Raw genomic sequence first — 25,240 nt, forward strand, 5'->3', positions numbered from 1 at the left:
GTGATCATTGTGCCTCTTTATTTAAAAGACTGAATTAATCCGAAATGAAAAGCTACTCTGATCTAATTGAGCAAACCTTCTACTTCCCTACGAAAGAATTCCGTGTGGAGAATAACCTGCTCTGGTTTCACGATGTAAACCTGATGGAGATCATCAATCAATATGGCACGCCCTTAAAGCTGTCATACCTGCCTAAGATCAGCGAGAACATTCAGTTTGCTAAGAAGATATTCAATGACGCCATTCAGAAAAATTCTTACGATGGCACTTATCGGTATTGCTATTGTACCAAATCCTCACATTTTCAGTTTGTGCTGGAAGAAGCATTGAAAAATGACATTCACATAGAGACTTCCAGTGCCTACGACATTCCCATCATCCGAAACCTCAATAAAACAGGACTCCTGAGTAAAGACCGGATGGTGGTTTGTAATGGTTTCAAAAGGCCCCTCTATCTGCAATACATTTCTGAGCTGATCAATGATGGGTTTGAAAATACCGTCCCTATATTGGACAACCTCAACGAGCTGGCGCATTATCACCAAAACATCAAGGGAGATTTTAAAGTAGGAATCCGCATTGCCGCCGACGAAGAGCCCAATTTTGCGTTCTATACCTCGAGGCTGGGCATCAGATACCACGACATTGTGCCCCATTACAAAGAAATGATCGCCGGATCAAAGGCCAAGTTGAAGATGCTTCACTTCTTCATCAATACCGGGATCAAAGACAGTGCCTACTACTGGAGTGAACTGAGCAGGTTTATCTACAAATACTGCGAACTAAAAAAGATTTGTCCTGATTTGGACACTGTGGATATTGGTGGCGGGTTTCCTATCAAAAACTCGCTTGGTTTCGAATTTGACTATGCCTATATGGCCGATCAGATTGTGGCCAACATCAAGTGGATTTGTCAGAAAAACCATGTGCCTGTACCTAATATCATCACAGAATTTGGGTCATTTACTGTGGGTGAAAGCGGAGCTACCCTGTACTCCATTTTGGATCAAAAACTTCAGAACGATAAAGAGCTCTGGTATATGATGGATGGCTCGTTCATCACGCATATGCCGGATGTGTGGGGGCTGAATGAGAAATTCATCATGCTCCCGATCAACCACTGGGACAATCCACACCATCGGGTAAATATAGGTGGACTCACCTGCGACAGTCAGGACTACTACGACTCTGAGGCTCATATTGGGGAAGTTTTCCTCCCCCGGATAGACGATGAAGAAACCCTGCATTTTGGCTTTTTCCACACCGGAGCTTATCAGGAGTCACTGGGCGGTTATGGTGGGATCCAGCATTGCCTCATCCCTGCACCCAAACATGTCATCATCCGAAAGGATGCCGACGGACAGGTAACCTCTGAGCTTTTTGCACCAGAACAGGAGAGTGAATCAATGATGAAAATTTTGGGATATACGAAGGGGTAATTCTTCTATATTTTGTTTTATTTGAGTAAACGTGTTTTGCCTCAAAGTATTTTTTGAGACATGGCGCTATGTTGTCCCCTGTAATTTAATTTGTAACGTGCACAAGAACCTTGTCATCATACCAACCTACAATGAGAAAGACAACATCCGGGACATCACATCCGCTGTGATGGACCTGGCTGTTCCTTTTGACTTGTTGATCATTGATGATGGGTCTCCAGACGGCACTGCTGAGATCGTACGGGAACTCCAGGCACAATGGCCGGATAAACTTCATCTGGTAGAACGAGCGGGTAAACTTGGGCTAGGCACCGCCTATATCAGGGGTTTTCAGTATGCACTGGATCATGGTTACGAGTATGTCTTTGAGATGGATGCAGACTTCTCGCATAATCCCCAGGACCTCATTGCACTCTATCGGGCCTGTGCAGAAGAAGGAGCGGATATGGCCATAGGTTCACGATACATCAAAGGTGTGAACGTAGTGAACTGGCCTATGGGCAGGGTACTCATGTCCTATTTTGCCAGCATTTATGTCCGGTTGATCACCGGCATTCCGATCATGGACACTACAGCCGGCTTCAAGTGCTATCACCGATCGGTACTGGAAACCATCGACCCTGAGAAAATCAGCTTTATAGGCTACGCTTTTCAGATCGAAATGAAATTTACGGCCTGGAAGCATGGCTTCAGGATTGTAGAAGTGCCCATCATCTTTACTGAGCGGGCCAAAGGCAGCTCAAAAATGTCCAAGGGAATCTTCAAAGAAGCAGTTTTCGGAGTACTGGAAATGAAGATCAGGAGCCTTTTTAGAAAGTACGAGCCCCATCGGAGCTTAAGTCATTAGGCCTAGTCAAACCGAATGGACTTAATCGGATTGATCCGGGAAATCACTGAAAGTGGAATAAACAAGGCGAAAGCCGTCATAAGGACCACAAAAAGGTTCAGTAAGATAACCGCCATGGGATCAAACTGAATGGGGACATGGTTCATGTAATAATTGGCCGGATCCAGCGGAATCACTTTGTACTTATCCTGAATCCAGCAAAACGAAAGCCCGAGTAAATTCCCCCAAAAGACTCCCCTCACAATTAATCCCAACCCATTAAAAAAGAAGATCCTCCTGAGTAAGCCATTGGCAGCTCCCAGGGACTTCAGCACGCCAATCATCTGGGTACGCTCCATGATGAGAATCAAAAGGATGGACACCATATTGAAAGCTGCTACAAACAGCACAAGGCTGAAAAATATGACCACATTCCTATTGAGCAACCTCAGCCAGTCAAATATCTGCACATACTTATCGCTGACCTTGTCTACATAGAGGTCTGAGCTGGTCTCGTCAAAAACCATCCCCTCAGCGTCATCCATCGTCTCAGGATCGTCCAGGAAGATCTCAATACCTCCGATTGTATTTTCTCTCCAACCATTGATACGACGTACCAGATTGATGTCCCCCAAAATGACTTTTTCATCAAAGTCCTCAAGGCCGGTCTCATAAATACCGGTGATTTTCAGGTTGCGGTAGCGGGGTGGGTTTTGAATGAAAAAGACAAGCACCTCATCTCCCACTTTCAGACTCAGGTAGTTAGCTATTTTAGTACTCAGCGCCACCTCTGTACCATAGCCCTCCTCCGGGAATTTGGGAAAATGACCGTCGACCATGTGCATGGTGAATGCAGAGGTATCGAAGCTTCTGTCCAGCCCTTTGAGGATCACTCCCTGTACTTCGTCATTGGTTTTGAGCAAGCCGGCTTTGTACGCATAAGTTTGCAGATAATCCACTCCTGGAAGCGCCCTCAGCCCATCCATCAGGGAGTCTTCCACTACGATGGAAGAATTCTCAAAAGAAGTGGACAGGGTGTACTTGCTAATGATCAGGTGTCCGCTGAAGCTATAAATCTTCTGCTTGATGGTATCTTCAAATCCCCTCAGAATCATAAACGTACAGATCAGCGCCGCCAGGGCCACCGCAATACTCACCACAGCTATCTTATTGATCACCGTGGAGAAGGATCCGGTCTTATTTTTGGAGATACGTCTTGATATAAAATATGGAAGACTCAAAGATGACTATTTTTGACTGTGCAATATTACAAGATATCTATGGTCAAGCAGTTTTTGGTACCGATCTTTTTACTTTTCTTCCTTTCATGTGAAACAAAGTCTCAGGAGACCCTTCAGATTCTGTCCGGTGCCAGCCAGCTGGACCAGTACCTGCCGCAGCTTGCGGGTAAAAAAATCGGACTTTTTGCCAATCATACCTCACTGGTAGGCCAAACACACCTTGCCGATACGTTGCTGGCGCTGGGTGTCCAGATCAGTACAGCTTTTAGTCCGGAGCATGGTTTTTTGGGCAACAAACCGGATGGTGAAAAAATCGAAGGTGAGCACACCGATCGCTTCAAACTAATCTCACTTTACGGTGCACATCGCAAGCCAACCAAAGAACAGGTAGCATCATTGGATCTGCTGCTCATTGATATCCAGGATGTGGGGGCCAGGTTTTATACCTATGCCAGCACCATGACCTACCTGATGGAGGCCTGTGCCCGTCAAAATATTCCGGTGCTTATCCTGGACAGGCCCAATCCCAATGGGAGCTACGTCGATGGTCCCGTTCTGGATACCGCTTTTGCTTCTTTCGTTGGAGCCCATCCAATCCCAATCGTCCATGGCCTTACACTGGGTGAGTTGGCTGGTATGATCAACGGAGAAGGCTGGCTGGGCAACGGGATCACATGCGACCTGAGGGTCATTCCGGTAGCCAATTGGGACCATAGCATGCCTTATAGCCTTCCCATAAGACCCTCTCCCAACCTGCCCAATGACCTGGCCGTGGCACTTTATCCTTCCCTGGCCCTGTTTGAAGGTACGGTGGTCTCCGTGGGGAGAGGCACCGATCATCCGTTTCAGATGATTGGACATCCACACTACAGTGACTCCAGTTTTTCTTTTACGCCCGCTCCAAATGAGGGCTCCAGGTACCCTCCGCTAGAAGGTGAAGAATGCTATGGCCATAACCTGACAGATGAAAAGACCACCTACGAGTTTACCTTGAAGTACCTGATTGAATTTTATCAAAACCTAAACGGAAAAACGGAAAAGCCTTTTTTTAATGACTACTTCAAAAAACTCGCAGGGACCAGCACGCTTCAAATGCAAATAGAATCAGGCTGGACTGAGCAGGAGATAAAGGCCAGCTGGGAAGAGGAGCTGGTGGCTTACAAGCAACTCAGAAAAAGATATCTCCTGTATGCTGAATGAAACCTAGTGATAGCGGGTCCAGTTTTTGGCTTGAATGGCGGCTCCATGATTTTCAATCAAATCCACCCAATATTTATCTGCCTCCACACTCCGGGCAATAGATGAGGCCTCTTCAGAAGCCTGGAGTGACTCTTCAGGCCGGTCTTCCAGATAGAGCATCCAGCTATACTTGTCCCAGGTGATGAAATCTGTGTCCCGCTCCACACTGTACTTTAAGTTGAGGATAAAATAGCGCTCACTTCTATCCATACCAAACCTAAAAACGACTGTTAATAAAACCGCCAATAATGCCGTGTAATGCGTAACAACTAACCGCTGTTTCTTGCTGCTCACGAGGTATAGCATCCATAAAATAGCCAAACCAGCCAGCAGGAGTACGTAATCATGGATCGGGAAAAACTTGATCACACAAAGTAAAGCGGCCAGCGATAGTATGCTCGTCAGTCTGCTGGTCAGCCTCTTTGGCACATTCTCCCCGCCCCGGATAGCCCCCAGCAGCGATAACAAAAGGCACCCCAGGCCCAAAAGCATGAGGACAGCATTGTGAGGTATATGGAAGAATTTTAAAGCAAATCCTACGGAAAAAATCAAAATACCAGGCAACTCTAGTCTTCTCAAAGTCATCATGGCTGGTCAGTGGAAGCTTTGTACATTCTAAAGAAAAGGAAAGGCAGGAACCCAAAACCAAACACAAAAAAGCTCAGCCCCAGAATCACTCCTGCACCCATCAGGTGGGTCAATTTCATCCATAAAGCCACCATGAAAAGGACAAGGGAGAGCACACCAAAAATCCATTTGAGCCTTTCTGAGAGCACCTGAACAGCTAATTGCTTATATCGAATCACGATAAGCATAGGGAGAAATACGAATAACATTCCACACATGCCCACGGACAGCAAACCTGATGCCCCAGATAAATGCAGCAGTTTGAAGAAAGTCCCTGCCGTTAGTGACAGTGCAAAAACAAACCCCGAAATGTAGGTAAATCGCTTCATGTTCATGATTTTGTTATAGTTAAGTAAAAAGACAGTTTCTCTTTGAATCTCTCCATACCCATTCGGAGAGGTCTGATTGAATGCACGCCCATAAGCCTCCTCAAATGATACTCCCCGGCCCATTTCTATTTCCACCAGGCAACACATGTGATCTATCAGATCATCGCGCAACTCCACACTTTTCACATGGGCCTTTCTGATTTCCTCTGCGATAAAATCTACTTGCTCCTCACTGATCATGGCACTAATCCCGGGTTAAACTCATTGAAAATCACTTTCTGAATGGTCAAAATAAAATCCTTCATCTCAGCCATTAAAACATCCTTCTCCTTCTTCCCTTTGGTAGTGAGGTAATAGTATTTGCGTACGCGCTTGCCGATGCGCTGCTCCTCATACCCCAGAATTCCATCTTTGAGAAGCTTATGAAGTGCCGGATAAAGGGAGCCATCCTTGAGGAGGATTTTACCATCTGTAAGTGCCTTCACATGTTGAGAAATCTCATATCCGTACATCCGGTCATTTTCCTCGAGCAACTTCAGTACCATCACCCCTATTGTCCCTTTTAGCAATTCCTTTGAATACATAGGGTTAATATACATAGATATATGATATATCAAAATATGATTTATTAGAAATTTATTGAATCCACTAGCTTTGTCGTGATGAAGGATAAGTTGAGAATTGTGTTTATGGGTACGCCTGAGTTTGCCGTACCTGGCCTGAAAAGACTCGTAGAAGAAGGTTTTGACGTAGTAGCTGTGGTCACGGCACCTGACAAACCCCAGGGAAGGGGTAAAAAACTGGGCACTTCTCCTGTTAAAGATTATGCAGTCAGTCAGGACATTCCCCTGCTCCAACCTACCAACCTGAAAGATCCCGCTTTTCAGGAGGAATTGAAGAGCTACCGGGCAGATGCACATATAGTCATCGCCTTCCGCATGCTTCCTGAAACCGTATGGAATATGCCTCCGCTGGGGTCTTACAACTTACATGCATCACTCCTCCCCGATTATCGCGGTGCGGCACCCATCAACTGGGCCATCATCAATGGGGAGACAGAAACCGGAGTGACCACCTTCAAGCTACAGCACGAAATAGATACCGGAAACATCCTTTTTCAGGTAAAGGAACCTATTCACCCAAACGACAATGTAGGCTCCCTTTATGAGCGCCTGATGAATATTGGCGCTGAGCTGGTCGTGAAAACAGGGCGGGCACTTGAAACAGGTGATTACCAGTTGAAGCCACAAGAGACACCTGAAGCAACCAAACACGCGCCCAAAATTTTCAGGGAAGATTGCGAAATAGATTGGGACAAACCATCAAAGGAGGTTCGAGACTTCATTCGTGGCCTTAGCCCATATCCTGCGGCATGGACCACCCTGGATGGTCTCACTTTCAAAATCTATGGCGCTGAGCTATCGCCGAGAGCATATCAGTCTCCTCCGGGCACCTTTGAATCAGACGGAAAGTTATATCTGGACGTGGTTACTGCGAAGGATACCCTTACGCTTACTGAGGTTCAGCTTCAGGGGAAAAAACGAATGAGCGTGGGAGAATTTCTGAGAGGATATCACTGGACCACCCCTTTGTCCAGCTAATCTCAACGAGCTATTCCAACAAACCGTCGATAAGAAGTGTGGTTATCGCCGTGTTTACTTTTCTTTGAACCTGAGTCACTCATTATAAAGTTATTTATGATCATTTCCATGATAGCCGCTATGGGCACCAACCGGGCAATAGGGAAAGACAACGACATCCCCTGGCACCTGCCGGATGATTTTCAGTATTTCAAACAAACTACCGCAGGTCATCATGTGATCATGGGCAGAAGAAATTTCGAATCCCTTCCTCCCAGGTTTCGTCCCCTACCCAACAGACCAAATGTGGTAATTACGCGCAAAGACTTTTTTGATGCGGAAGGCGCGCAAGTAGTCAATAGCCTGGAAGCAGCTTTGCAAATAGCGCGTGAAAACCACGAGCCGGAGGCATTTATCATTGGAGGCGGCCAAATCTATCAGATGGGTCTGGCGATAGCGGATAAAATCTACCTTACGGAGATCGATGGTGCGTTTGACGGGGATACTTTTTTTCCTGGATTTGACCATGACCTCTGGAAAGAAACGTCCAGGTCACATCATCCGGCAGATGAAAAGCACAAGTTTGCTTTCGATTTTGTAATTTATGAGAAAAAGTAACATTATGGACGCTCACAAAAGACTTCTCGCCATCCTTCATATCGTATATGGAACTATCCACATACTCATCTTTGCATTTATCAGCCTGTTGGCCAATACCCTTCTGCCCTTCATTCTGGCAGAGATAGGTGACAACAGCGAAGAAACGATGCTTCTGGTAAATGGCATAATGCTGTTAATCAGGAGTGTAATGTTCGTGCTATTTGTGATCGTACCCCTACCATCGATCATCGGCGGTATTGCACAACTCAACAATAAGCAATGGGGACTGACTACCATGATGGTTTCAGGGTGTCTCTCACTTTTCAATATCCCCATTGGGACAGCCCTGGGAATATATACCATCTGGGTGTACCTGGAAAACAAAAAGACTAAACCGGAATGACCAAAATAAAAGGCAAGGTAATCATGATCACAGGAGCTTCCTCTGGTATAGGTGAGGCTGTGGCCTATCAAATGGCCGAGATGGGCGCCAGGCTGATTCTTTCTGCGCGAAGAAAAGAAGAGCTCGAGCGGGTAAAATCCGCATGTAGTCACCCCGAAAATATCCGCATTTTACCATTGGACCTGGCAGATGCTTTCGCCATCTCTCAAAAGGCAAAAGAGGCAGAATCATTTTTTGAACGGGTGGATATTCTGGTCAACTGTGGGGGGATCAGTCAGCGAGATAAAGTCATCAACACCAAAATGGAAGTAGACCGCCAAATCATGGAGGTTAATTATTTTGGAACCATTGCCCTCACAAAAGCGCTGCTGCCAGGAATGGTCAAAAGAAAATCAGGCCATCAGGTGATCATCACCTCTGCGGTTGGGATCGTCAGCACCCCATTCCGATCGTCGTATGCTGCCTCGAAGCACGCATTACACGGTTTTTACGATGCCTTAAGAGCAGAGCACTATGCAGACGGGCTCAAAGTGAGCATCATTTTACCTGGCTATGTAAAAACCAAAATCAGCTTCAATGCGTTGATGGGGGACGGTAGCAAACAAGACAAAATGGACGATGCCCAGGACAATGGACTCACACCCGAGGAATGTGCTGCTAAGATCATTAAAGCCGTTGAGCAGGACAAAGAAGAAGTTTATATTGGAGGGTTCCGGGAGGTCACAGGGATCTACCTCAAACGCTTTCTGCCTGGCCTCTTTTCCAAAATAATAAGAAAAACTGCTGTCACTTAATACTTTGATACGCCGCCCAACATACTGGTTAACACTCCTTCTCCTCCTGATTTCCACTCACGGTCAGGCCCAGGAGAACAATGTAATGCCGGGAGTACTGTATATCAAGATAAAGGCAAATGCATCGGCAGCAGAACCAGCAACAGACCTGTTTCATTTTTCTCAAATGGAACACCTGAAATCCTATGCTCCGCTCAGAAAAAATGCAACCGGAGGACGGCAGCAACCCTCCATTTTGGATGGACTCTACAAAGTAGAGGTGCAGGAGTCTACCAACATACCTGCACTGTGCGCTTCCCTTTCGGAATATGCCAATGTGGAATACGCTGAACCTGTCTTTCGCGAAACCCTGCTTTATGTCCCCAATGACCCTGAATCCACCACGCCCAACCAGGAATATTTGAGTGTGATCAGAGCCTTTGAGGCCTGGGATGTGACCAAAGGATCAGCTGATATCGTCATCGGAATCTCAGACACCGGACTTAACCTGACTCATGATGACATCAAAAGTAAGCTCTACACCAATACCAGTGACCCCATCAATGGCCTGGATGATGATAACAATGGTTATGTGGATGATTTTCAGGGTTATGATTTCGCTGACAATGATAGCTTACCCAAATGTGATGATAGCTTTCACGGTAACCGTGTGGGAGGCCTTGCTGGTGCTGCCACTGATAATGGTTTTGGTATTGCCGGAGTAGGCTTCAATACCATGATCAGTGCTCTTAAGGTTTACAGCACAGATTTAAAATTCATTAATTCAGGGTATGAGTCCATTCTATACGCCGCAGATAATGGCTATGATGTGATCAACCTCTCTTGGGGGGGACCTAACAGCTATAGTCAGGCCAATCAGGACATCATCACCTATGCGGCGGTGGAGAAAAATGTAGTAATTATAGCCGCTGCAGGCAATACCCCGGAGGACATTCGCTTCTACCCGGCTAGTTATGACCATGTACTTTCCGTAGCTGCCAGCAACCTGGATGACACCAAAGCTTCATTTTCTACCTACAATTATGATGTAGACCTGATAGCCCCGGGAAATACCATTTATTCCACAGACAGTGGCAATGGTTTTGCAAAAGACAATGGCACCTCGTATAGTGCCCCCATGGTGGCCGGTGCTGCAGCCCTTGTGAAGAGTGTTTTTCCAGACCTGAATGCCCTTCAGATCATGCAGCAACTCCGGGTCACCTCTGATGCGGTCTACACTATCGGCTCCAATCAAACTTATGAAGGTAAACTGGGATATGGCCGGCTCAACGTCAACAGGGCTGTACGGGAGGATAGCGCCAAATCCATAAGACTCGAAGATGTATCCTATCACAATGGAAGCGGGAATTACGCCTTTTTCGGGGATACCATAGCCCTCTCGTTCAACGTGAAAAATTACTTGTTCCCTGCGGATAGCGCCACACTTACATTTACTTCCGGGTCATCATTTGTAGACATCATTCAGGAAACCATTCACCTGGGAGCAATGAATTCACTGCAATCAGACTCCATCCATGAAAAGATCTTTGTGGTCCATGAAGATACTCCCCCCGGCACGGACCTTGAAATCAAGGTAAGTTTGGCTGATGGGAGCTATACGGATTTTCAATACATTGAATTAACCACAGAGCCGGATCGACTCGACCTGAACAATGACAAATTCTCTATCACCCTAAGTGGAAATGGCGATCTCGGATTTATCTCGGATGGCTTTTACGATGGAGTGGGATTTCAGTGGGATGATCAACTTATCTCCGCGAAAATGGGAGTTGCGGTATCTCTGGATAGAGATCACGTTTCAGATAACTACCCAGACAGCATCTATACCAACACCAAGGCCAATGATTTTGTGGCCATCAGCCCGATCAGGTTTGCTCACCAGACTACTCCAGACCTACATGCCACCAGCACCTTCAGAGATGACTCAGCCTCTGCCCCGCTTGAGATGGTTATGCAACAAAATACGCTAACGAATAAGGACGCTAATTTTCTGATTCAGGAGTATCGCCTCATCAACAATTCAACTGAAACAAGAGAGGGATTGGCCTGTAGTTTCTATCTGGACTGGGAGATATTTAATACCATGCAAAACCGATCTTTTTACAATCATGAATCCAAAACCCTCCTGACGTATAACCTGGACAGTTCTGTGGTGGTAGGACTTAGCACCTATTTCGATGGCTTTCCCTGGAGTCAATCGTTGGATCTGGATATTTACGATGGAAACGAGCAAGATGTGCAGATGCATTTCACCGACAGTGTGAAATACGCCTTGGCCAGAGAGGTTCGTTTTGACAGTGCCGGATGGCTGGGGAATGGCAACAATGTCTCTGTGATGCTCACTCATGATTCCATTGATCTCGCCCCCACCAGAAGCCGAAGAGTCACCTACATCATGGGGTTATCACACAGTTTTGATGGACTTGCTGCTGTGATGGATAGTGCCAGGCAAGCATACGATGCCTACCTGAAACAACCAGTGCTTTTGGAACGGTATGTGAGTTGCGAAGGAGCTTCGGTGTCTGTTGCCCCTTCATCCGGGGAAACGTTTCGTTTTTTCAGTGACCCACTCGGTGAAAACATAATCGGTGAGGGAGACACCCTGAAAACCGGCTCCATTACCAGTGACACTACTTTCTACGTTGCCAGCCTGGACTCAGGTTATGAAGGGAGCCTGCAGCGAATAGATATCTCTCTATTGGAACAGATCGCTGATTTTGAAATGTCCACCGACACACTCTTCCTTGATAACCAGGTCAACTCTGTCACTTTTACAGATTTGAGCTTCGACCCTGCTTCCTGGTATTGGGATTTTGATAATGGAAGCCAGATTAATACCCAAAACCCTACGGTCTACTTCAGAGACCCCGGTGTATACACCATCTCTCTCACTATTGAGACAAACTCTGGTTGTACTCAAACCATCACCAAAGAACTACTGGTAGCCAACAGACCCCCGCTTCCTGACATTGAGGATCAGCTGGTTTGCACCGATCAACCCTTCACAGTAACCGCTGCAATTACTGACAGCATTGCGGTTTACCTCAACGACAGTACCTCCATCCCCCTGCAGGAGGGTTCATCTATCACCTTTGAGGGAGTTTCCACAGACACTGCCTACTACTTCACCAATACCTCCGGGCCATTTGAAAGCTTAAGAAAACGGGTGAATATCAGCATTAACAATGCCAATGCAACATTTGAATACCTGCCGGATACCATCAATGAAGCCACGGGGGTCGTCTTCATCAACACCTCCATGGAATCCGCTTCGGCTCAGTGGCATGTGGATGGGTTGCTGAAATCTGAGATGGATACTTTTTACATGGAAGTAGAAAAAGCCAGCTACGAGTTAATACTGAGCATCACCAACACCACTGGTTGTACCCATTCAAATGAAAGCACAGTAACCTTTGCCACCTCACCCCTGCCTGTAGCATCGGATCAGGTGATCTGCACGGGAAGTGATCTTCTGTTGAAGCCCTCTAATGGCACATGGTTTGCATTTTACGCAGACGAGACACTGTCTCATTTGATAAGCAAAGGGAATACACTGACGATTGCTGAGTTGACAAAAGATACCGTCATCTACCTTACTGGTCTCGATAGTATCCTTCCGTCTGCCGCCATACCGGTGGAAATAACCGTAGGCTTACCACAATTCAGGATTGTTGCCAATCCTGACACGCTGTTCCTTTCTGAACGTAGCACCACCTCATTTAGCGCAGATAATAGTGAATTGATCAGCTGGAACTGGTTCATCGACAATTCACCCACTGAGGTAACCAGCAATCCTATACTCTATTTTGACACTGAAGGTATTTACGATATTGTATTAAATGCAACGGGCCCAATGGGATGTGTCAATAGTGATACGCTGAAGTATCCGGTGTATCGTTCCAGACCCGAGGTGGCTCTGGGCGTGAGCAACGAAAACCAGATGATTTACCCCAACCCGACTACAGGAAATCTTTTTATTGTGGTGACTGCTCCGACAGAAATAACGATTAGTGATATCTCCGGGAGAGTCATTCAAAAGGGCCAGATAGAAGCCAGTACTCAGATTGACCTGCACCATCTCCCCAAAGACATTTACCTCATCACGCTCGAATCTCAAAAGGAGATCAGCTATCATAGAGTCGTATTGAAATAATCACATTGATTATAAACAAAGTATAAAAATTGCCATTCAGCGTGTTGAGCACCCTGTTCATCGAGTTAACCCACCTCCCTACCTACTATTTCGCTCTCCCGGCCCTGTATAGAGGATATTTGTCTCATGAAAGGACTTATTCTGGGCATATTTATCATCATTCTTCCCATTACTGCATTGGCACAAACCCGCACAATTACCGGATCGGGCGAATGGAGTGACATCACCAACTGGGATGGACTGCTGGTGGGCGGAGCATTAGATGACAATGACGATGTGGTGATGAATGATAACATTGACATCACCATTAAGAACGGTGAGTCCTATACCATTGCTTCTTTAGATGTTTCTAAAGATGGATCATTAACCATTGAAGTAGGCGGAATACTCATTGTCACGGGGTCCGTGAATGTAGACAAAGACTTTACGATCAATGTTTTGGGAGACTTTACAGTCGACAATGACCTGATCGTTGCCAAAGACCTGACCATGAATGTAGGTACGGATGGAAACTTCAATGTAGGGGGTGATGTGACTCTGGCGAAAGATGCGTCATTGGATATTTTAGGGGAGATGACTGTAGCCGGTAGTCTGACATCTGCCAAGGATGCTACCATCAATGTTGGTTCATCCGGAATTTTAGATGTGGGTGAAGAACTTAACCTGGGTGCTGGGTCCGTGATTACTGGAGTCGGCCCGGTGGTAGCAGGCAGTTGCACCGGAGCCGCTTGTGAAGATGGGCAACTCAATCAGCCTGTCCTGCCCATTACGTTGGGAGCTTTTGAGGTACATAATCAGAATACCTCTGTATTGCTCAAATGGACTACCCTGAGTGAGCTCAACTTTGAATACTTCGAAATTCAGCGTGCAGATGCAGGTGGAACATTTGAGACTATCGGGGAAGTAAGTGGGCATGGTGACTCCAAGATTGCCATTGACTATTCGTGGGTGGATGAAAACCCTCAAATAGGGATCAATTACTACAGACTGGTGTCTAAGGATTATGACGGCTATACAGAAGTATTTCCTGCAACCCAGGTTGTTTTTGAACCCGCAGATCAGGAGTTGGCCATTTACCCTAATCCTGCAAGGGCTGGCCAGCAAATCACGATAACCGGCATTTCTATGGAAGTTGTCAATGTCAAACTGTACAGCTCCACCGGTAATATGATCAAGGAGATCACAACCAGTACAGGAACCTTCGAAACACCTGGTGAAGTAAAGTCCGGGATATACCTCGTCAGTCTTGAGGTGAATGGGCTTCAGAAAAGGATGCGACTTATTATCAGATAGGAGTATTCTACTACTTGACTACAAACCTATTCGTATAGGTATCACCTTCGGAGGTTTGCAACCTAAGTATGTACACACCGGAAGTCAATTGGTTAACATCGAGCAAATAGGTATTCATCGTATTTTGCTCAGCGTGCCCTACTGACATCAGGGCTCCTCCCTTCATGCTGTATACAGTTAGATCATGAATGTAAAGAGGTTGGTCCGAAGTAATGTTCAATTGACCATTTCCCACCACGGATGGGTATAAAGAAATCTTATGCTCAGGTAAAACACCTGATGCTTCTACCCGAATGGGCTGAAAGGTCTCTGATACCCCATCAAAATCAACCTGCTTTAACCTGTAATACTCCACAGCTGCCTGAGGTTTTTTATCAACGTATTCATATTCCAACAGTCCATCGTATGTACCATTTCCTACAAGTGTAGCTATCTGGTAATAATCGATGCCATTTTCAGATCGTTCGATCGCAAAATAATCATTATCTATTTCAGAAGCAGTGGCCCACTGAAGGACGACTCCTGATGATACCTCTGCCCTGAAGTACAATAATTTTACCGGGAGGGGTACATCCTGATCTCCATTTACATAATTAGCTACCTCCTCAAACTGAGAGCTATTCTCAAGCGCGGTTAAGTCGCCACTTTCTCCCGTATTATTGCCAGCCATATTGCTGGTACCTGAGGTGAATACACTCCCAGGCCCGGTAATTACCCCGTTATTCCCATCGGCAGTGATATTTCCCATCACCACCAATATCCCCCCCGCTCCTATATCCACCCCGGCATTATTCTTACCCATTTCCAAATCACCAAAAATGATCAGCACCTTCCCAGCTCCTATACTAACTGCTGCATTGTTCTTAGTTATGTTGAAAGTAACATCTCCAAAAACGATGAGGGTATCATTTACAGTAAGAGATCTTCCATTATCATTGGCAAAAGTCAGACTTTGATTAGCTGCATCTGATCCCACGGTGACGTAAGAGTTGACGATTGGGGTACCCAAGCCAGTGAATCCTGGAGAAGAAGCGGGTGCCCATGTGGCATTACTTCCCCATGGCCCATCAGCTGTACTTGTTTGGGCGGAAGCGATGTTGAACATCGCAAAACTGATGCATAAGCAACAGATGTAGTATTTCATAACAGTCGGTGGACTAGTGCTTTCCCTAGGTGATTCACTTAGACATCAGTATGTGATTCCCGCAAAACTCTTCTAGGTACTTCACGCAATCTACGACTAAAAAGGCCTCACTGGATTTTATTGATTCATATTTTCGACGAAAGCCTCCATTTAAGGCATCAAAAAACCCAGTTTTTCAAGAAATCAACATCTATTTCCTTTTTGATTTAATATATTAGGCAGTTACACACTATCATCGTTCTTCAAATATCTGCTGCAAAATGCTCCTTTGGGTTTTGTCTTTCCTCCTGATTGTTATTGTTTCTATCCTTTCTATTGGCTACCGCATCGGCGCACCGGGTTATTCAGGCCCTGAAACCAAACACTTTAATGGTGAAAAATTCGTAAACACCTCTGGCGTTCAGGCAAAAGGTATGATCGAAGCCTTCAGGTGGATGGCACAAAGAGACCACGGGCCCTGGACCAAAAACTATGAAACAGAGGTCGGGCCCAAACCCACCACATCATCAGAGCATCTCATTATTACGTTCATTAATCATAGTACTTTTTTGATTCAGTGGAATCACCTGAATATTCTGACGGATCCCATCTGGAGCGAACGTTGTAGTCCATTTGGCTTTGTCGGCCCACAGCGAATGCGCCCTCCCGGTATTCACTTTGAGGATCTGCCACATATAGATGCAGTACTCCTCAGTCACAATCATTACGACCACCTGGACGTTCCTACCATTAGGCAAATTCAATCCAAATGGTCCCCTGTGTTCATTGTTCCTTTGGGTGTGAAAGCTCATCTGGACCAGTTAGGAATACAAAATACCATAGAGCTTGATTGGTGGAAGGAGACCAATATGGGCATTACCATCCGCTCAATGCCCGCCCAACATTTTAGCGGACGAGGTATGTTCGATCGGGACAAAACCCTCTGGTCTGGTTACCTGTTGGAGCACGAGGGGCGAAAAGTATATTTTGCCGGTGACTCTGGGTACGGAGACCTCTTTAAGGAAATCGGCAAAAAAGAGGGCCCCATTGACGTGTCATTAATACCCATAGGAGCTTACCTCCCCACCTGGTTTATGTCTCCCATACACATTTCTCCAAGAGAAGCTGTAAAAGTGCATCAGGATGTGAAATCAACAGTGAGTGTTGGCATGCACTTCGGCACCTTCCCCCTGGCCGACGAAGGACAAGGCAAAGCAGAAGAGGACCTGATCCTTGCATTGGAGGAAGCGGGGGTCAATCAGGGTGCGTTCATTATCCCTGAAGAGGGCAAAGCCATGAGTTTTTAATTCTTCAGGTAGGTCTCCCAAAAACCAAAGAGCCAGTTTCCTGCGGCTTCCTTATCATCGCTCCTGAAGAACTCCTTGATACCACTCAGCAGCTCATCTCTGCTGATCAGATCATCCTGATTGAGGTCTAATTTAGTGAAGGCTCTGGCCGAATAACGAATCTCAATGCGGTAAGCCATGAAAAGGTCAATGTATTCATTCAATGAAATGTAGCCGTCCCCATCCAGGTCAAAAAGATTGAAAATCTCGCGCATGACTTTGTTGACATGCTTTTCGTAAAGTTCTTCATCACCATTCACGACCACCATATCTGCAAATTCGATCCATTCTTCAATGGTTGCATGGCTCTCATCAGATTTGCCTATAAAATTGCGAAAGGCCGTCCAGGTATTTCTGCATCGATCGATACTCGCTGCATACTCAGGTGTACCTTCTTTGAAACCCCATAGGATGCTCAGGTTTTCTCCAATATTGAGGAAATCAGCCTTTTCAAGGGTCCCGCTTTTATCAAAGTCCAGCACATTGAAGTAGTGAACCAGTTTCTTTTCCTGCAGGGGTGTTAGCATAGCTTTTTCATTAATCTTGTTGGGCAAAAACTTTCTTTAAGAGCTCAGTGGTTCTGGCTCCCGGATTTGCCCGAATCTCTTTTTCTTCTTCCGCCACCAATGTGAACAATCCATCCAGTGCCAATGACGTGGCGTATGATTCCAAATCAGGGTTTACTTTGTCCACGAACGGGATTTTATTGTAAGTATTGATGATATCTCCATAATACTTGGTTGCACTGGTCTTATCCAAGGCTTGCTTAATCACAGGCTGAAATTTAGCAGTCAGCTGGGCTGATGTTTTGGCTTTCAGGTACTGCGTGGCCTCATTATCAGAGCCTTTCAAAATGCCCCAGGCATCCTGCACGGTCATTCCTTTAATCGCATCCACAAAAATGGGCTTGGCTTCCTTTGCTGCTTCTTCCGCGCCCCTGTTGAGGGTCTCTACAAACTTATCCACCTCACTACCCAGCCCAATGCTCCTCAGCTTGTCCTCTACCCGCTGTACGTCCGGAGGAAAAGGGATTTTGATTTTAGGATTTCCAAAATAACCATTAAGACTGGAAGCTTTGCCCGTACCGCTGGTTACGCCCTTCACCAAAGCCTCCTTAAGGCCTGCTGTCACCTGCTCTGTAGTCAGCTCATCTGTCTCCAAATAATCCCCCAGCGTCTGCTGAATCTGCTGAACGGTACATCCGGTCAGAAAAATAATTGTGATGTATAAACAAACAAGTCTCATTGATCAAAGATTATATATTTTGCGTCCTTAAAAGTAACTCAATAAGCCAGAATATATTGGTACAAATCAATTCCCTATGTCAAAATATGCAGAAATCATCTCAATCGGTGATGAAATCCTCTACGGCCAGACGTTAGATACCAATTCGCACTGGATCAGTGGGCGCCTGGATGAAATTGGCATTAAAGTAAGAAGGAAAATCACCATAGGTGACGAACGCGAAGAAATCCTCAACTGTCTGAAAGAATCCTCAGAAAGGTCGGACATCATTTTGATCACTGGCGGACTTGGACCTACACGGGATGACCTCACCAAACCTTTGCTGGCGGAGTACTTTGGGGTAGGCCTCAAAATGAATAATGAGGCCTTCGAACACATACGCACCCTGTTCGAAAAAAGAGGTCGGGAAGTAACGGAGCTCAACAGAATGCAGGCCGAATTACCCGAAAATTGCATCAAGATTGATAACAGACTGGGCACCGCACCAGGCATGTGGTTTGAAGAAAAAGGTACGGTCTATGTCTCCATGCCGGGTGTTCCCTATGAAATGGAAGCGATGATGAACGATATCATCCTGCCCAAACTCAAAGAAAAATTCTCCGGAGGGGTGATTTACCATAAAATCGTCAAGACCGTGGGAATAGGTGAATCTGCACTGGCTGAGAAAATCACCGATTGGGAAGACCACTTACCCAAGAGTATCAAATTGGCCTACCTTCCCACCTTTGGGCAGGTAAAACTGCGACTGACAGCTCTTGGTTCGGACAAAGGCGTTCTTGAAAAACAAGTAGGTCAGGAAGTTGATAAATTGATTCCCCAGATTGCCTCATACGTCTATGGATACGACAGTGATGAACTTGAAAAGGTAGTGGGCGATATTCTTCTGAAAAACAATAAAAGTATTGCTTTCGCGGAAAGCTGTACCGGGGGCTACATCTCCCACCTGATGACCAAAGTACCGGGCAGCTCCAAGTACTACAAGGGCAGCATCGTTTCGTACGATTATGATGTGAAAGTGAATTCACTGGATGTGGACAGAAAGGTGATGGAGGAAAAAGGTGCGGTGAGTGAAGAGGTGGTTTTACAGATGGCTCGCAGTGTCAGATCAAAGCTGCAAGCGGACGTTGGAATCTCTGTAAGTGGCATCGCAGGCCCCGGAGGAGGCACCGAAGGAAAACCTGTAGGAACCGTCTGGATCGGATACTCTGATGAGCAAAAAACGATTGCGAAAAAATTTAATTTCTCTAAAGACCGCAATGTCAATATAAAATTAAGTGCCTTATGTGCCCTAAATATGTTCAGAATTAACTTTCTGGGGAATTAACGGAATTATTTAACTTTGTATCACCCAAAAATGAACAACAAACAAAATATTCTATGGCGCTAGTAGAAATGGTAATGCCCAAAATGGGCGAAAGTGTAATGGAAGGTACCGTCCTGTCCTGGCTTAAAAATGTAGGCGATCCCATTGAGGAGGATGAGTCTATTCTGGAAGTGGCTACCGACAAGGTAGATACCGAAATTCCCTCTACTCATGCCGGTGTGCTGAAGGAAATTCTGGCTCAGGAAGGAGACGTGATAGAAGTGGGTAAACCCATAGCCCTAATAGAAACAGATGCAAGCGCTGCCAGCACCCCATCGGCATCAGCACCTTCTGAAGAAACACCGATCGTTCAGGAAGCAGAGAAAATCATGGAATCTGCCATGGCAACTGCCTCTGCTGCAGAAATACCGGTCAAGTCAGGTGATAAATTCTATTCACCACTCGTACGGAGTATTGCAAAGGAAGAAGGCATCACTCTTGCCGAACTGGAGAGCGTGCCCGGCACCGGCAAAGACGGACGAATCACCAAGCAAGACATATTATCCTATGTGTCCACCAAAAAGGCTGGCAAAGCCCCTGCTGGCGGCACAAATGGCCAAAGTAAACCAGCTACCCCCAGGCCTGCTCCCGAGCCCATGCCCGTCACTGTAAGTGGGGAGGATGAAATCATTCAGATGGATCGCATGCGCAAAATGATCGCAGAGCGTATGCTGGCGTCCAAACAGATAGCCCCGCATGTCACTTCATTTGTAGAAGCTGATGTGACCGACATGGTATTTTGGAGAAACAGGATGAAGAATATCTTCAAAGAACGGGATGGACAGACCCTTACCTTCACTCCCATCATCATTGAGGCCATCGTGAAAGCCATCAAGGACTACCCGATGATCAACATACAGGTAGATGGAGATAAGATCATCAAAAAGAAAAGTGTAAACATAGGGATGGCCGTGGCCCTTCCGTCTGGCAACCTCATTGTGCCGGTGATCCACAATGCCGACCAGCTCAACCTGGTGGGGATCACCAAAAAAGTGAATGATCTGGCGCGCAGAGCCAGAGAAAATCAGCTGAAGCCGGACGACCTGCAGGGAGGCACTTACACCGTATCCAATGTGGGTTCTTTTGGTAACGTAATGGGTACACCCATTATAATGCAGCCTCAGGTAGGTATATTAGCCCTGGGTGCCATACAGAAGAAGCCTTCAGTCATAGAGACTCCTCAGGGTGATTTCATCGGCATCCGGCATAAAATGTTTCTGTCCCACAGCTACGACCACCGGGTGGTAGACGGTGCCCTTGGCGGGATGTTTGTCAGAAGAGTCGCAGACTACCTTGAGGGATTTGATAAGGATCGAACAATTTAGCACTCAGGTGCCTGATGTTGAAAAGGCACCTGCTTTATATTTTGAATGAGCACATTTTATGCTCACCTTGCCCAGAGTTTTCATCGTTCATCTCCCTGGTGGAGATGAGCCCAAGTGAACCTTCTGTGTTTTTATTGAATTACTATTAGAAAAGGAAAAGAGAATGTCAACAGCATCAAGCGAACCGCGAGTTTTAAATAAGCCTAAGATCAAGAAGGAGATCAGCTTTACGCTTATGCATTTTATTCCATTTGCAGCGCTGCTCACCGGTGCCACGCTTTTTGACTGGATGATATGCATCTTCTTGTATTTTTTCAGAATGTTTTGGATTACAGGTGGTTATCATCGGTATTTCGCACACAGATCTTATAAAACTTCGCGATGGTTTCAGTTTGTGATCGCCTTCATGGCACAGACTTCAGCTCAGAAGGGAGCGCTGTGGTGGGCAGGGCATCACCGCGTGCATCATCGGACCAGTGATACTTATGATGATCCTCATTCGATGAAACATTACGGTTTTTGGTACTCGCACGTGGGTTGGATCATCGGACCTGATTACAAAGAAACCGATTATAAGATCATTGGAGACTATGCCAAGTATCCCGAGTTGGTTTGGCTCAATAAGTACTATTTGGTGCCTCCCGTGGTACTTGCCCTAACAGTGATGGCCCTTGGGGGAATCGTGAATGGTGGCGGCATTGAGATGATGTTTACCGCAGCAGGGTTTTCCACTTTGTTCATTGGTTTCTTTCTGAGTACTGTGGTACTGTATCACGGTACTTTTAGCATTAATTCCATCATGCACAAGTTTGGCAAGCAGCGATATAAGTCCAATGATGAGTCTAAAAACAGCTTATGGCTGGCCCTCCTCACCATGGGCGAAGGATGGCACAACAACCATCATTACTATGAAACAGCGGCACGTCAGGGCTTTTTCTGGTGGGAAATTGACATTACCTACTACATCCTGCGGGTTTTCGGTTTTCTGGGATTGATCTGGGACATCAGAGAAGTACCTGATCACATCAAATACTCCAAAGACAAAGAAGAAGCCAAAGAGCTGGCCAAGAAAGCAAAGGCAGCTTGATATTTAGGGACAATTTGAACAAAAAAGGGTGGTCATTTAAGCCACCCTTTTTTACTGATTAAGTAAGAACTACAACACTAATATTAATACTGTCTATTTCAGAAAACGATATCGATTTCTCTAACATTTAGGGAGTCAAGATTAAAATCAAAAATAGCCTCACCAAACTCCAGATCTCCATCCACAGTAATAATGAGGAAGTCATTTTTAACCCCATCTACACTGACCATTTTCTCTATAGAAGTGCTATCACTACTGCTATTAACGTAGTGTAGGACGGCATGAATGGTCAGCTCACATGGTATGAAGTATCCCTTTCTTGTCTCATTTTTTCCAAAATACAACGAGCCGGAATGTTCATCAAAAACTTCAACATGATAATCATAGAAGAGAGTCTGCACGTTTTCAGAATAGTTCACTTCTACTTTAACAGAATTAAGTCCCAGGTCAACCTCGACATGAGTCAAAGAATCATCTCCGATTGGAAACCATTCAGAATTACCCACATAAGATGCAGCATCAAATGCCGGTAATGGAATGCTATCAGTATAGGCATGAACGTAATAGTTTCCTACTTCGAGCTCAACACTATCCGGTACATCGCCAATACTCGCATATTCAACATTCTCCCCACCACTGAGAGAAATAATAGAAACATGGGCATCAGTGTAGTCCTCTGTTTGTCGACCATGAGATATATCAATGTCTGGTTCTCCCATTGCGATGGCTAAAAAACCATGATTATCTAGCTCAGTAACTGGCTCAATCCTATCGGATTTTGTACATGATTGCCATAGCAACCCGCACATCACGAGGTAAAATGTGTGTCTTTTCATTAGTTTAACATTAGGCGTTTGTTTAAATAAAGATAGGGCTTAACCGTTGCAAAAAAAACACAATACTGTTACTTCTAAGTGAAGACTCTTTCAAAAATTCCTATTAAGAAACAACCACTTCTTTCATAACTTTATCTCTCCTTATGGATTAAAGAAGCATGGCCCACGATCATCACCATTCTCATGACCACTCTACAGGCAAGATCCGAATTGCTTTCTTCATTAATTTGGGGTTCTCCATCATTGAGCTGATCGGGGGACTTTATACCAATAGTGTGGCCATTCTCTCCGACGCCCTGCATGATCTGGGTGACAGCATGAGCCTCGGCGTGTCGTGGTATTTTCAGAAGGTAGCCAGAAAAGGACGTAACAAAGAATTTAGCTATGGCTACAGACGCTTCTCCGTACTTGGGGCAGTGATCAACTCGCTCGTGTTGGTAGTGGGCTCTATCCTCATCCTCACAGAGGCCATCCCCAGGCTCTTTGATCCTGCAACTCCCGATGCTCAGGGTATGATCTATCTGGCCATTGGAGGAATCATCGCCAATGGGTTAGCGGCTTACAAACTGCACGGGGGGCATTCTTTGAACGAGCGAGCAGTATACTTACATCTGCTGGAAGATGTGCTGGGCTGGGTGGCTACGTTGATCGCCGCTATCATCATGCTCTATAAAGACTGGCCTATGGTAGATGCGCTGCTGGCCATATTCATCTCAGTATTTATCCTATTCAATGTGTACAAAAACCTGAGTAAGGCCCTCAAGATCATTTTGCAGGGGACACCCGAAGAAGTAAACCCCAAGCGCATCGATGAACTGCTCAGGGAAATACCCAAAGTAAAAAGCACACATGACTGCCACATCTGGTCAATGGATGGTCAATACCACATTTTATCCATTCACCTGGTGGTAGAAAAATACAATAACCTGGCTGAGCTCTCTGCAATCAAAAGCCAGGCGAAGGAGCTTCTCCGGAACGAACACATAGATCACGCGACGATCGAGTTTGAAACGGAGGACGAAAAGTGTGATCCCTGTTAGTGCTTCCTCCCCTCAACACAAACCGATCTTTGATAAGTACCATCTCCCAAAGTAATTGATCAGAGGGTTTCGGATTACCCCAAATTTCACACTATTTTAGGCGGTCAACCTTAAATCATCACCGTAAAAATCCTATGTTTTCAACTCATGCACTCTCTGATTCTTTTCTAAGTACCAAAAGACAAGAAACAGACCCACTGGCCGACCAGGTAGTGTCCACCATCATTGATGAAGGTTTTGAAGAAAGAATCAACGAAATCTTCTATACCCTGGCCAGAAACGATAGTTACACTCCCGGGTTGCTCAGCCACTTTCCCGATAACATACAGAAAGTAGTCGGCGATTATTTCTCGGAATCGGCTAAACTACCTACCTGGGCAGATGACGAACTGATTGCTAAAGGACAGGAGGTATTTGGGATGTACGGCCCAGAGGTTTTCATGCTTTTGAATGTAAAGTCTCTGCCCATGTGCTACACCTGTGCCAATGGTGCTCAGGTGCTGTTCGATACAGGTAGGCTCGTTGAGAAAAAAGGAAACATAGACCCTCTGGTGCGACGCCTCATGGAAACTGCCCAGATGGTGGTGAATGTACTCGAACCAGGGGGCCTGGCACCCGGAGGAAAGGGTATCGTTACCATTCAGAAAGTACGGCTCATTCATGCCTCTATCCGGCACTTTCTCAAATCAGAAAAGTACAATCCTCAGGGATGGGATACTTCTCGTCTCGGAGAGCCCATCAATCAGGAAGACCTGGCTGGCACTTTGATGTCCTTTTCGCCCATCATATTGAGCGGGCTAAAATCACTCCACATCAACCTGACCGATGAGCAGATAACAGGCTACACACACTGCTGGAAGGTGATTGGCCATATGATGGGACTGAATGACGATCTGCTGGCCGATACTTTTGAAGACAACTGGACCCTGGCCTGTAAAATACTCAGCCATCAATCGGAAGCTTCCCCACAGGGAAAGGCCCTTGCAGCCTCCTGCATGGCATTTATCCAGCACATGATACCGGGTACATTATTTGATGAGGTTCCTGCCTATATGATTTGGTACTTTTTTCAGGATGTGGAGAAAGCCGTCGGGAAACCGCTTTCAGGTATGATTGGCATTCCCGATCACGCTGACCTCAAAGATCATTTGGTCATGAGAATTTCTCAAATCATTATTGGCGGTATCAATAAAGCCGAGCATTCGCACGTCATCAGCAAACTGACAGAGTCATTTAACAAACTCCTGCTACAAGGCTACCTGAAACATTACAATGAAGGCAAGAATGTCCGGTTTTTCATCCCGCCCTCCCTCCAGGCCAACTGGGGTGTGAACGAAATCTAAATCAACTT

Annotated in this window: 23 protein-coding genes; 15 read left to right on the plus strand and 8 right to left on the minus strand. The window is 45.8% G+C overall.

The genetic code is table 11. From position 1 onward, the window contains the following. Window positions 1-44: 44 nt before the first annotated feature. The gene (locus tag RIH33_RS03640) at window positions 45-1,439 is read left to right on the plus strand and encodes an arginine decarboxylase (protein WP_406653741.1); all 1,395 of its coding nucleotides are present in this window, start codon (window positions 45-47) and stop codon (window positions 1,437-1,439) included. 97 nt (window positions 1,440-1,536) lie between these two features. Continuing rightward, entirely contained in the window at window positions 1,537-2,286 is a 750-nt protein-coding gene (locus RIH33_RS03645) for a polyprenol monophosphomannose synthase (protein ID WP_406653743.1), read from the plus strand. 2 nt (window positions 2,287-2,288) lie between these two features. Here the strand turns inward: RIH33_RS03645 and RIH33_RS03650 are convergent, their stop codons facing one another. Continuing rightward, window positions 2,289-3,506 carry an ABC transporter permease gene (locus tag RIH33_RS03650; protein WP_406653745.1) on the minus strand — a complete coding sequence of 406 codons (1,218 nt, stop codon included), beginning with the start codon at window positions 3,504-3,506 and terminating at the stop codon, window positions 2,289-2,291. A gap of 39 nt (window positions 3,507-3,545) precedes the next feature. Here RIH33_RS03650 and RIH33_RS03655 point away from each other — a divergent pair, with 39 nt between their 5' ends. Then, entirely contained in the window at window positions 3,546-4,706 is a 1,161-nt protein-coding gene (locus tag RIH33_RS03655) for an exo-beta-N-acetylmuramidase NamZ domain-containing protein (protein WP_406653746.1), read from the plus strand. A gap of 3 nt (window positions 4,707-4,709) precedes the next feature. Here the strand turns inward: RIH33_RS03655 and RIH33_RS03660 are convergent, their stop codons facing one another. Genes RIH33_RS03660 through RIH33_RS03670 form a run of 3 tightly spaced genes read right to left on the minus strand, consistent with a single transcriptional unit; the run spans window position 4,710 to window position 6,285 of the window. Next, window positions 4,710-5,324 (minus strand): hypothetical protein, encoded by a 615-nt coding sequence (locus RIH33_RS03660; protein WP_406653747.1) that lies wholly within the window; start codon window positions 5,322-5,324, stop codon window positions 4,710-4,712. Window positions 5,325-5,329: 5 nt separating this feature from the next. Further along, window positions 5,330-5,941 carry a hypothetical protein gene (locus RIH33_RS03665; RefSeq protein ID WP_406653748.1) on the minus strand — a complete coding sequence of 204 codons (612 nt, stop codon included), beginning with the start codon at window positions 5,939-5,941 and terminating at the stop codon, window positions 5,330-5,332. Then, entirely contained in the window at window positions 5,938-6,285 is a 348-nt protein-coding gene (locus RIH33_RS03670) for a PadR family transcriptional regulator (protein ID WP_406658515.1), read from the minus strand. The genes RIH33_RS03665 and RIH33_RS03670 overlap by 4 nt, the downstream gene beginning before the upstream one ends. Before the next feature lie 78 nt (window positions 6,286-6,363). On the opposite strand from RIH33_RS03670, the gene fmt reads away from it, so the two are divergent. From fmt to RIH33_RS03700, 6 genes are all read left to right on the plus strand, one after another. Then, window positions 6,364-7,302, plus strand: a complete 939-nt coding sequence (fmt, locus tag RIH33_RS03675; protein WP_406653751.1) for a methionyl-tRNA formyltransferase — start codon at window positions 6,364-6,366, stop codon at window positions 7,300-7,302. 96 nt (window positions 7,303-7,398) lie between these two features. After that, window positions 7,399-7,899: a dihydrofolate reductase gene (locus RIH33_RS03680; RefSeq protein ID WP_406653752.1), complete on the plus strand. Its 501-nt coding sequence runs from the start codon at window positions 7,399-7,401 to the stop codon at window positions 7,897-7,899. Further along, window positions 7,886-8,284: a hypothetical protein gene (locus RIH33_RS03685; RefSeq protein WP_406653754.1), complete on the plus strand. Its 399-nt coding sequence runs from the start codon at window positions 7,886-7,888 to the stop codon at window positions 8,282-8,284. Before RIH33_RS03680 ends, RIH33_RS03685 begins: the two co-directional genes overlap by 14 nt. Beyond that, a complete protein-coding gene (locus RIH33_RS03690) occupies window positions 8,281-9,078 on the plus strand; it encodes an SDR family oxidoreductase (RefSeq protein ID WP_406653755.1) in 798 nt (265 codons plus the stop codon). Before RIH33_RS03685 ends, RIH33_RS03690 begins: the two co-directional genes overlap by 4 nt. Before the next feature lie 166 nt (window positions 9,079-9,244). After that, entirely contained in the window at window positions 9,245-13,231 is a 3,987-nt protein-coding gene (locus tag RIH33_RS03695) for a S8 family serine peptidase (RefSeq protein WP_406653757.1), read from the plus strand. Between the two features lie 126 nt (window positions 13,232-13,357). Next, window positions 13,358-14,524, plus strand: coding sequence for a T9SS type A sorting domain-containing protein (locus RIH33_RS03700; RefSeq protein ID WP_406653759.1), 1,167 nt, complete (start codon window positions 13,358-13,360; stop codon window positions 14,522-14,524). Between the two features lie 10 nt (window positions 14,525-14,534). Here the strand turns inward: RIH33_RS03700 and RIH33_RS03705 are convergent, their stop codons facing one another. After that, window positions 14,535-15,668, minus strand: a complete 1,134-nt coding sequence (locus RIH33_RS03705; RefSeq protein WP_406653761.1) for a T9SS type A sorting domain-containing protein — start codon at window positions 15,666-15,668, stop codon at window positions 14,535-14,537. Window positions 15,669-15,928: 260 nt separating this feature from the next. Between RIH33_RS03705 and RIH33_RS03710 the strand changes: the two genes are divergently transcribed. Further along, window positions 15,929-16,954 carry an MBL fold metallo-hydrolase gene (locus RIH33_RS03710; protein ID WP_406653762.1) on the plus strand — a complete coding sequence of 342 codons (1,026 nt, stop codon included), beginning with the start codon at window positions 15,929-15,931 and terminating at the stop codon, window positions 16,952-16,954. Here RIH33_RS03710 and RIH33_RS03715 read toward each other — a convergent pair. Next, a complete protein-coding gene (locus tag RIH33_RS03715; RefSeq protein WP_406653763.1) occupies window positions 16,951-17,520 on the minus strand; it encodes an EF-hand domain-containing protein in 570 nt (189 codons plus the stop codon). The genes RIH33_RS03710 and RIH33_RS03715 overlap by 4 nt on opposite strands. A gap of 10 nt (window positions 17,521-17,530) precedes the next feature. Continuing rightward, a complete protein-coding gene (locus RIH33_RS03720; protein ID WP_406653764.1) occupies window positions 17,531-18,238 on the minus strand; it encodes a DUF4197 domain-containing protein in 708 nt (235 codons plus the stop codon). A 76-nt stretch (window positions 18,239-18,314) separates the two neighbouring features. Between RIH33_RS03720 and RIH33_RS03725 the strand changes: the two genes are divergently transcribed. From RIH33_RS03725 to RIH33_RS03735, 3 genes are all read left to right on the plus strand, one after another. Further along, a complete protein-coding gene (locus RIH33_RS03725) occupies window positions 18,315-19,562 on the plus strand; it encodes a competence/damage-inducible protein A (RefSeq protein ID WP_406653765.1) in 1,248 nt (415 codons plus the stop codon). Window positions 19,563-19,615: 53 nt separating this feature from the next. Further along, window positions 19,616-20,926, plus strand: a complete 1,311-nt coding sequence (locus tag RIH33_RS03730; RefSeq protein ID WP_406653767.1) for a dihydrolipoamide acetyltransferase family protein — start codon at window positions 19,616-19,618, stop codon at window positions 20,924-20,926. Between the two features lie 163 nt (window positions 20,927-21,089). Then, window positions 21,090-22,013 carry an acyl-CoA desaturase gene (locus RIH33_RS03735; protein WP_406653768.1) on the plus strand — a complete coding sequence of 308 codons (924 nt, stop codon included), beginning with the start codon at window positions 21,090-21,092 and terminating at the stop codon, window positions 22,011-22,013. Window positions 22,014-22,111: 98 nt separating this feature from the next. Here RIH33_RS03735 and RIH33_RS03740 read toward each other — a convergent pair whose 3' ends face one another. After that, window positions 22,112-22,849, minus strand: a complete 738-nt coding sequence (locus RIH33_RS03740; protein ID WP_406653770.1) for a DUF4493 domain-containing protein — start codon at window positions 22,847-22,849, stop codon at window positions 22,112-22,114. A gap of 158 nt (window positions 22,850-23,007) precedes the next feature. On the opposite strand from RIH33_RS03740, the gene RIH33_RS03745 reads away from it, so the two are divergent. Continuing rightward, complete coding sequence (locus tag RIH33_RS03745; RefSeq protein ID WP_406653771.1) at window positions 23,008-23,889, plus strand: cation diffusion facilitator family transporter; 882 nt, start codon at window positions 23,008-23,010, stop codon at window positions 23,887-23,889. A gap of 134 nt (window positions 23,890-24,023) precedes the next feature. Next, window positions 24,024-25,232 (plus strand): oxygenase MpaB family protein, encoded by a 1,209-nt coding sequence (locus tag RIH33_RS03750; RefSeq protein WP_406653772.1) that lies wholly within the window; start codon window positions 24,024-24,026, stop codon window positions 25,230-25,232. The last annotated feature ends 8 nt before the right edge of the window (window positions 25,233-25,240 follow it).

This window comes from Marinoscillum sp., assembly GCF_040222955.1.
GTDB lineage: Bacteria > Bacteroidota > Bacteroidia > Cytophagales > Cyclobacteriaceae > Marinoscillum.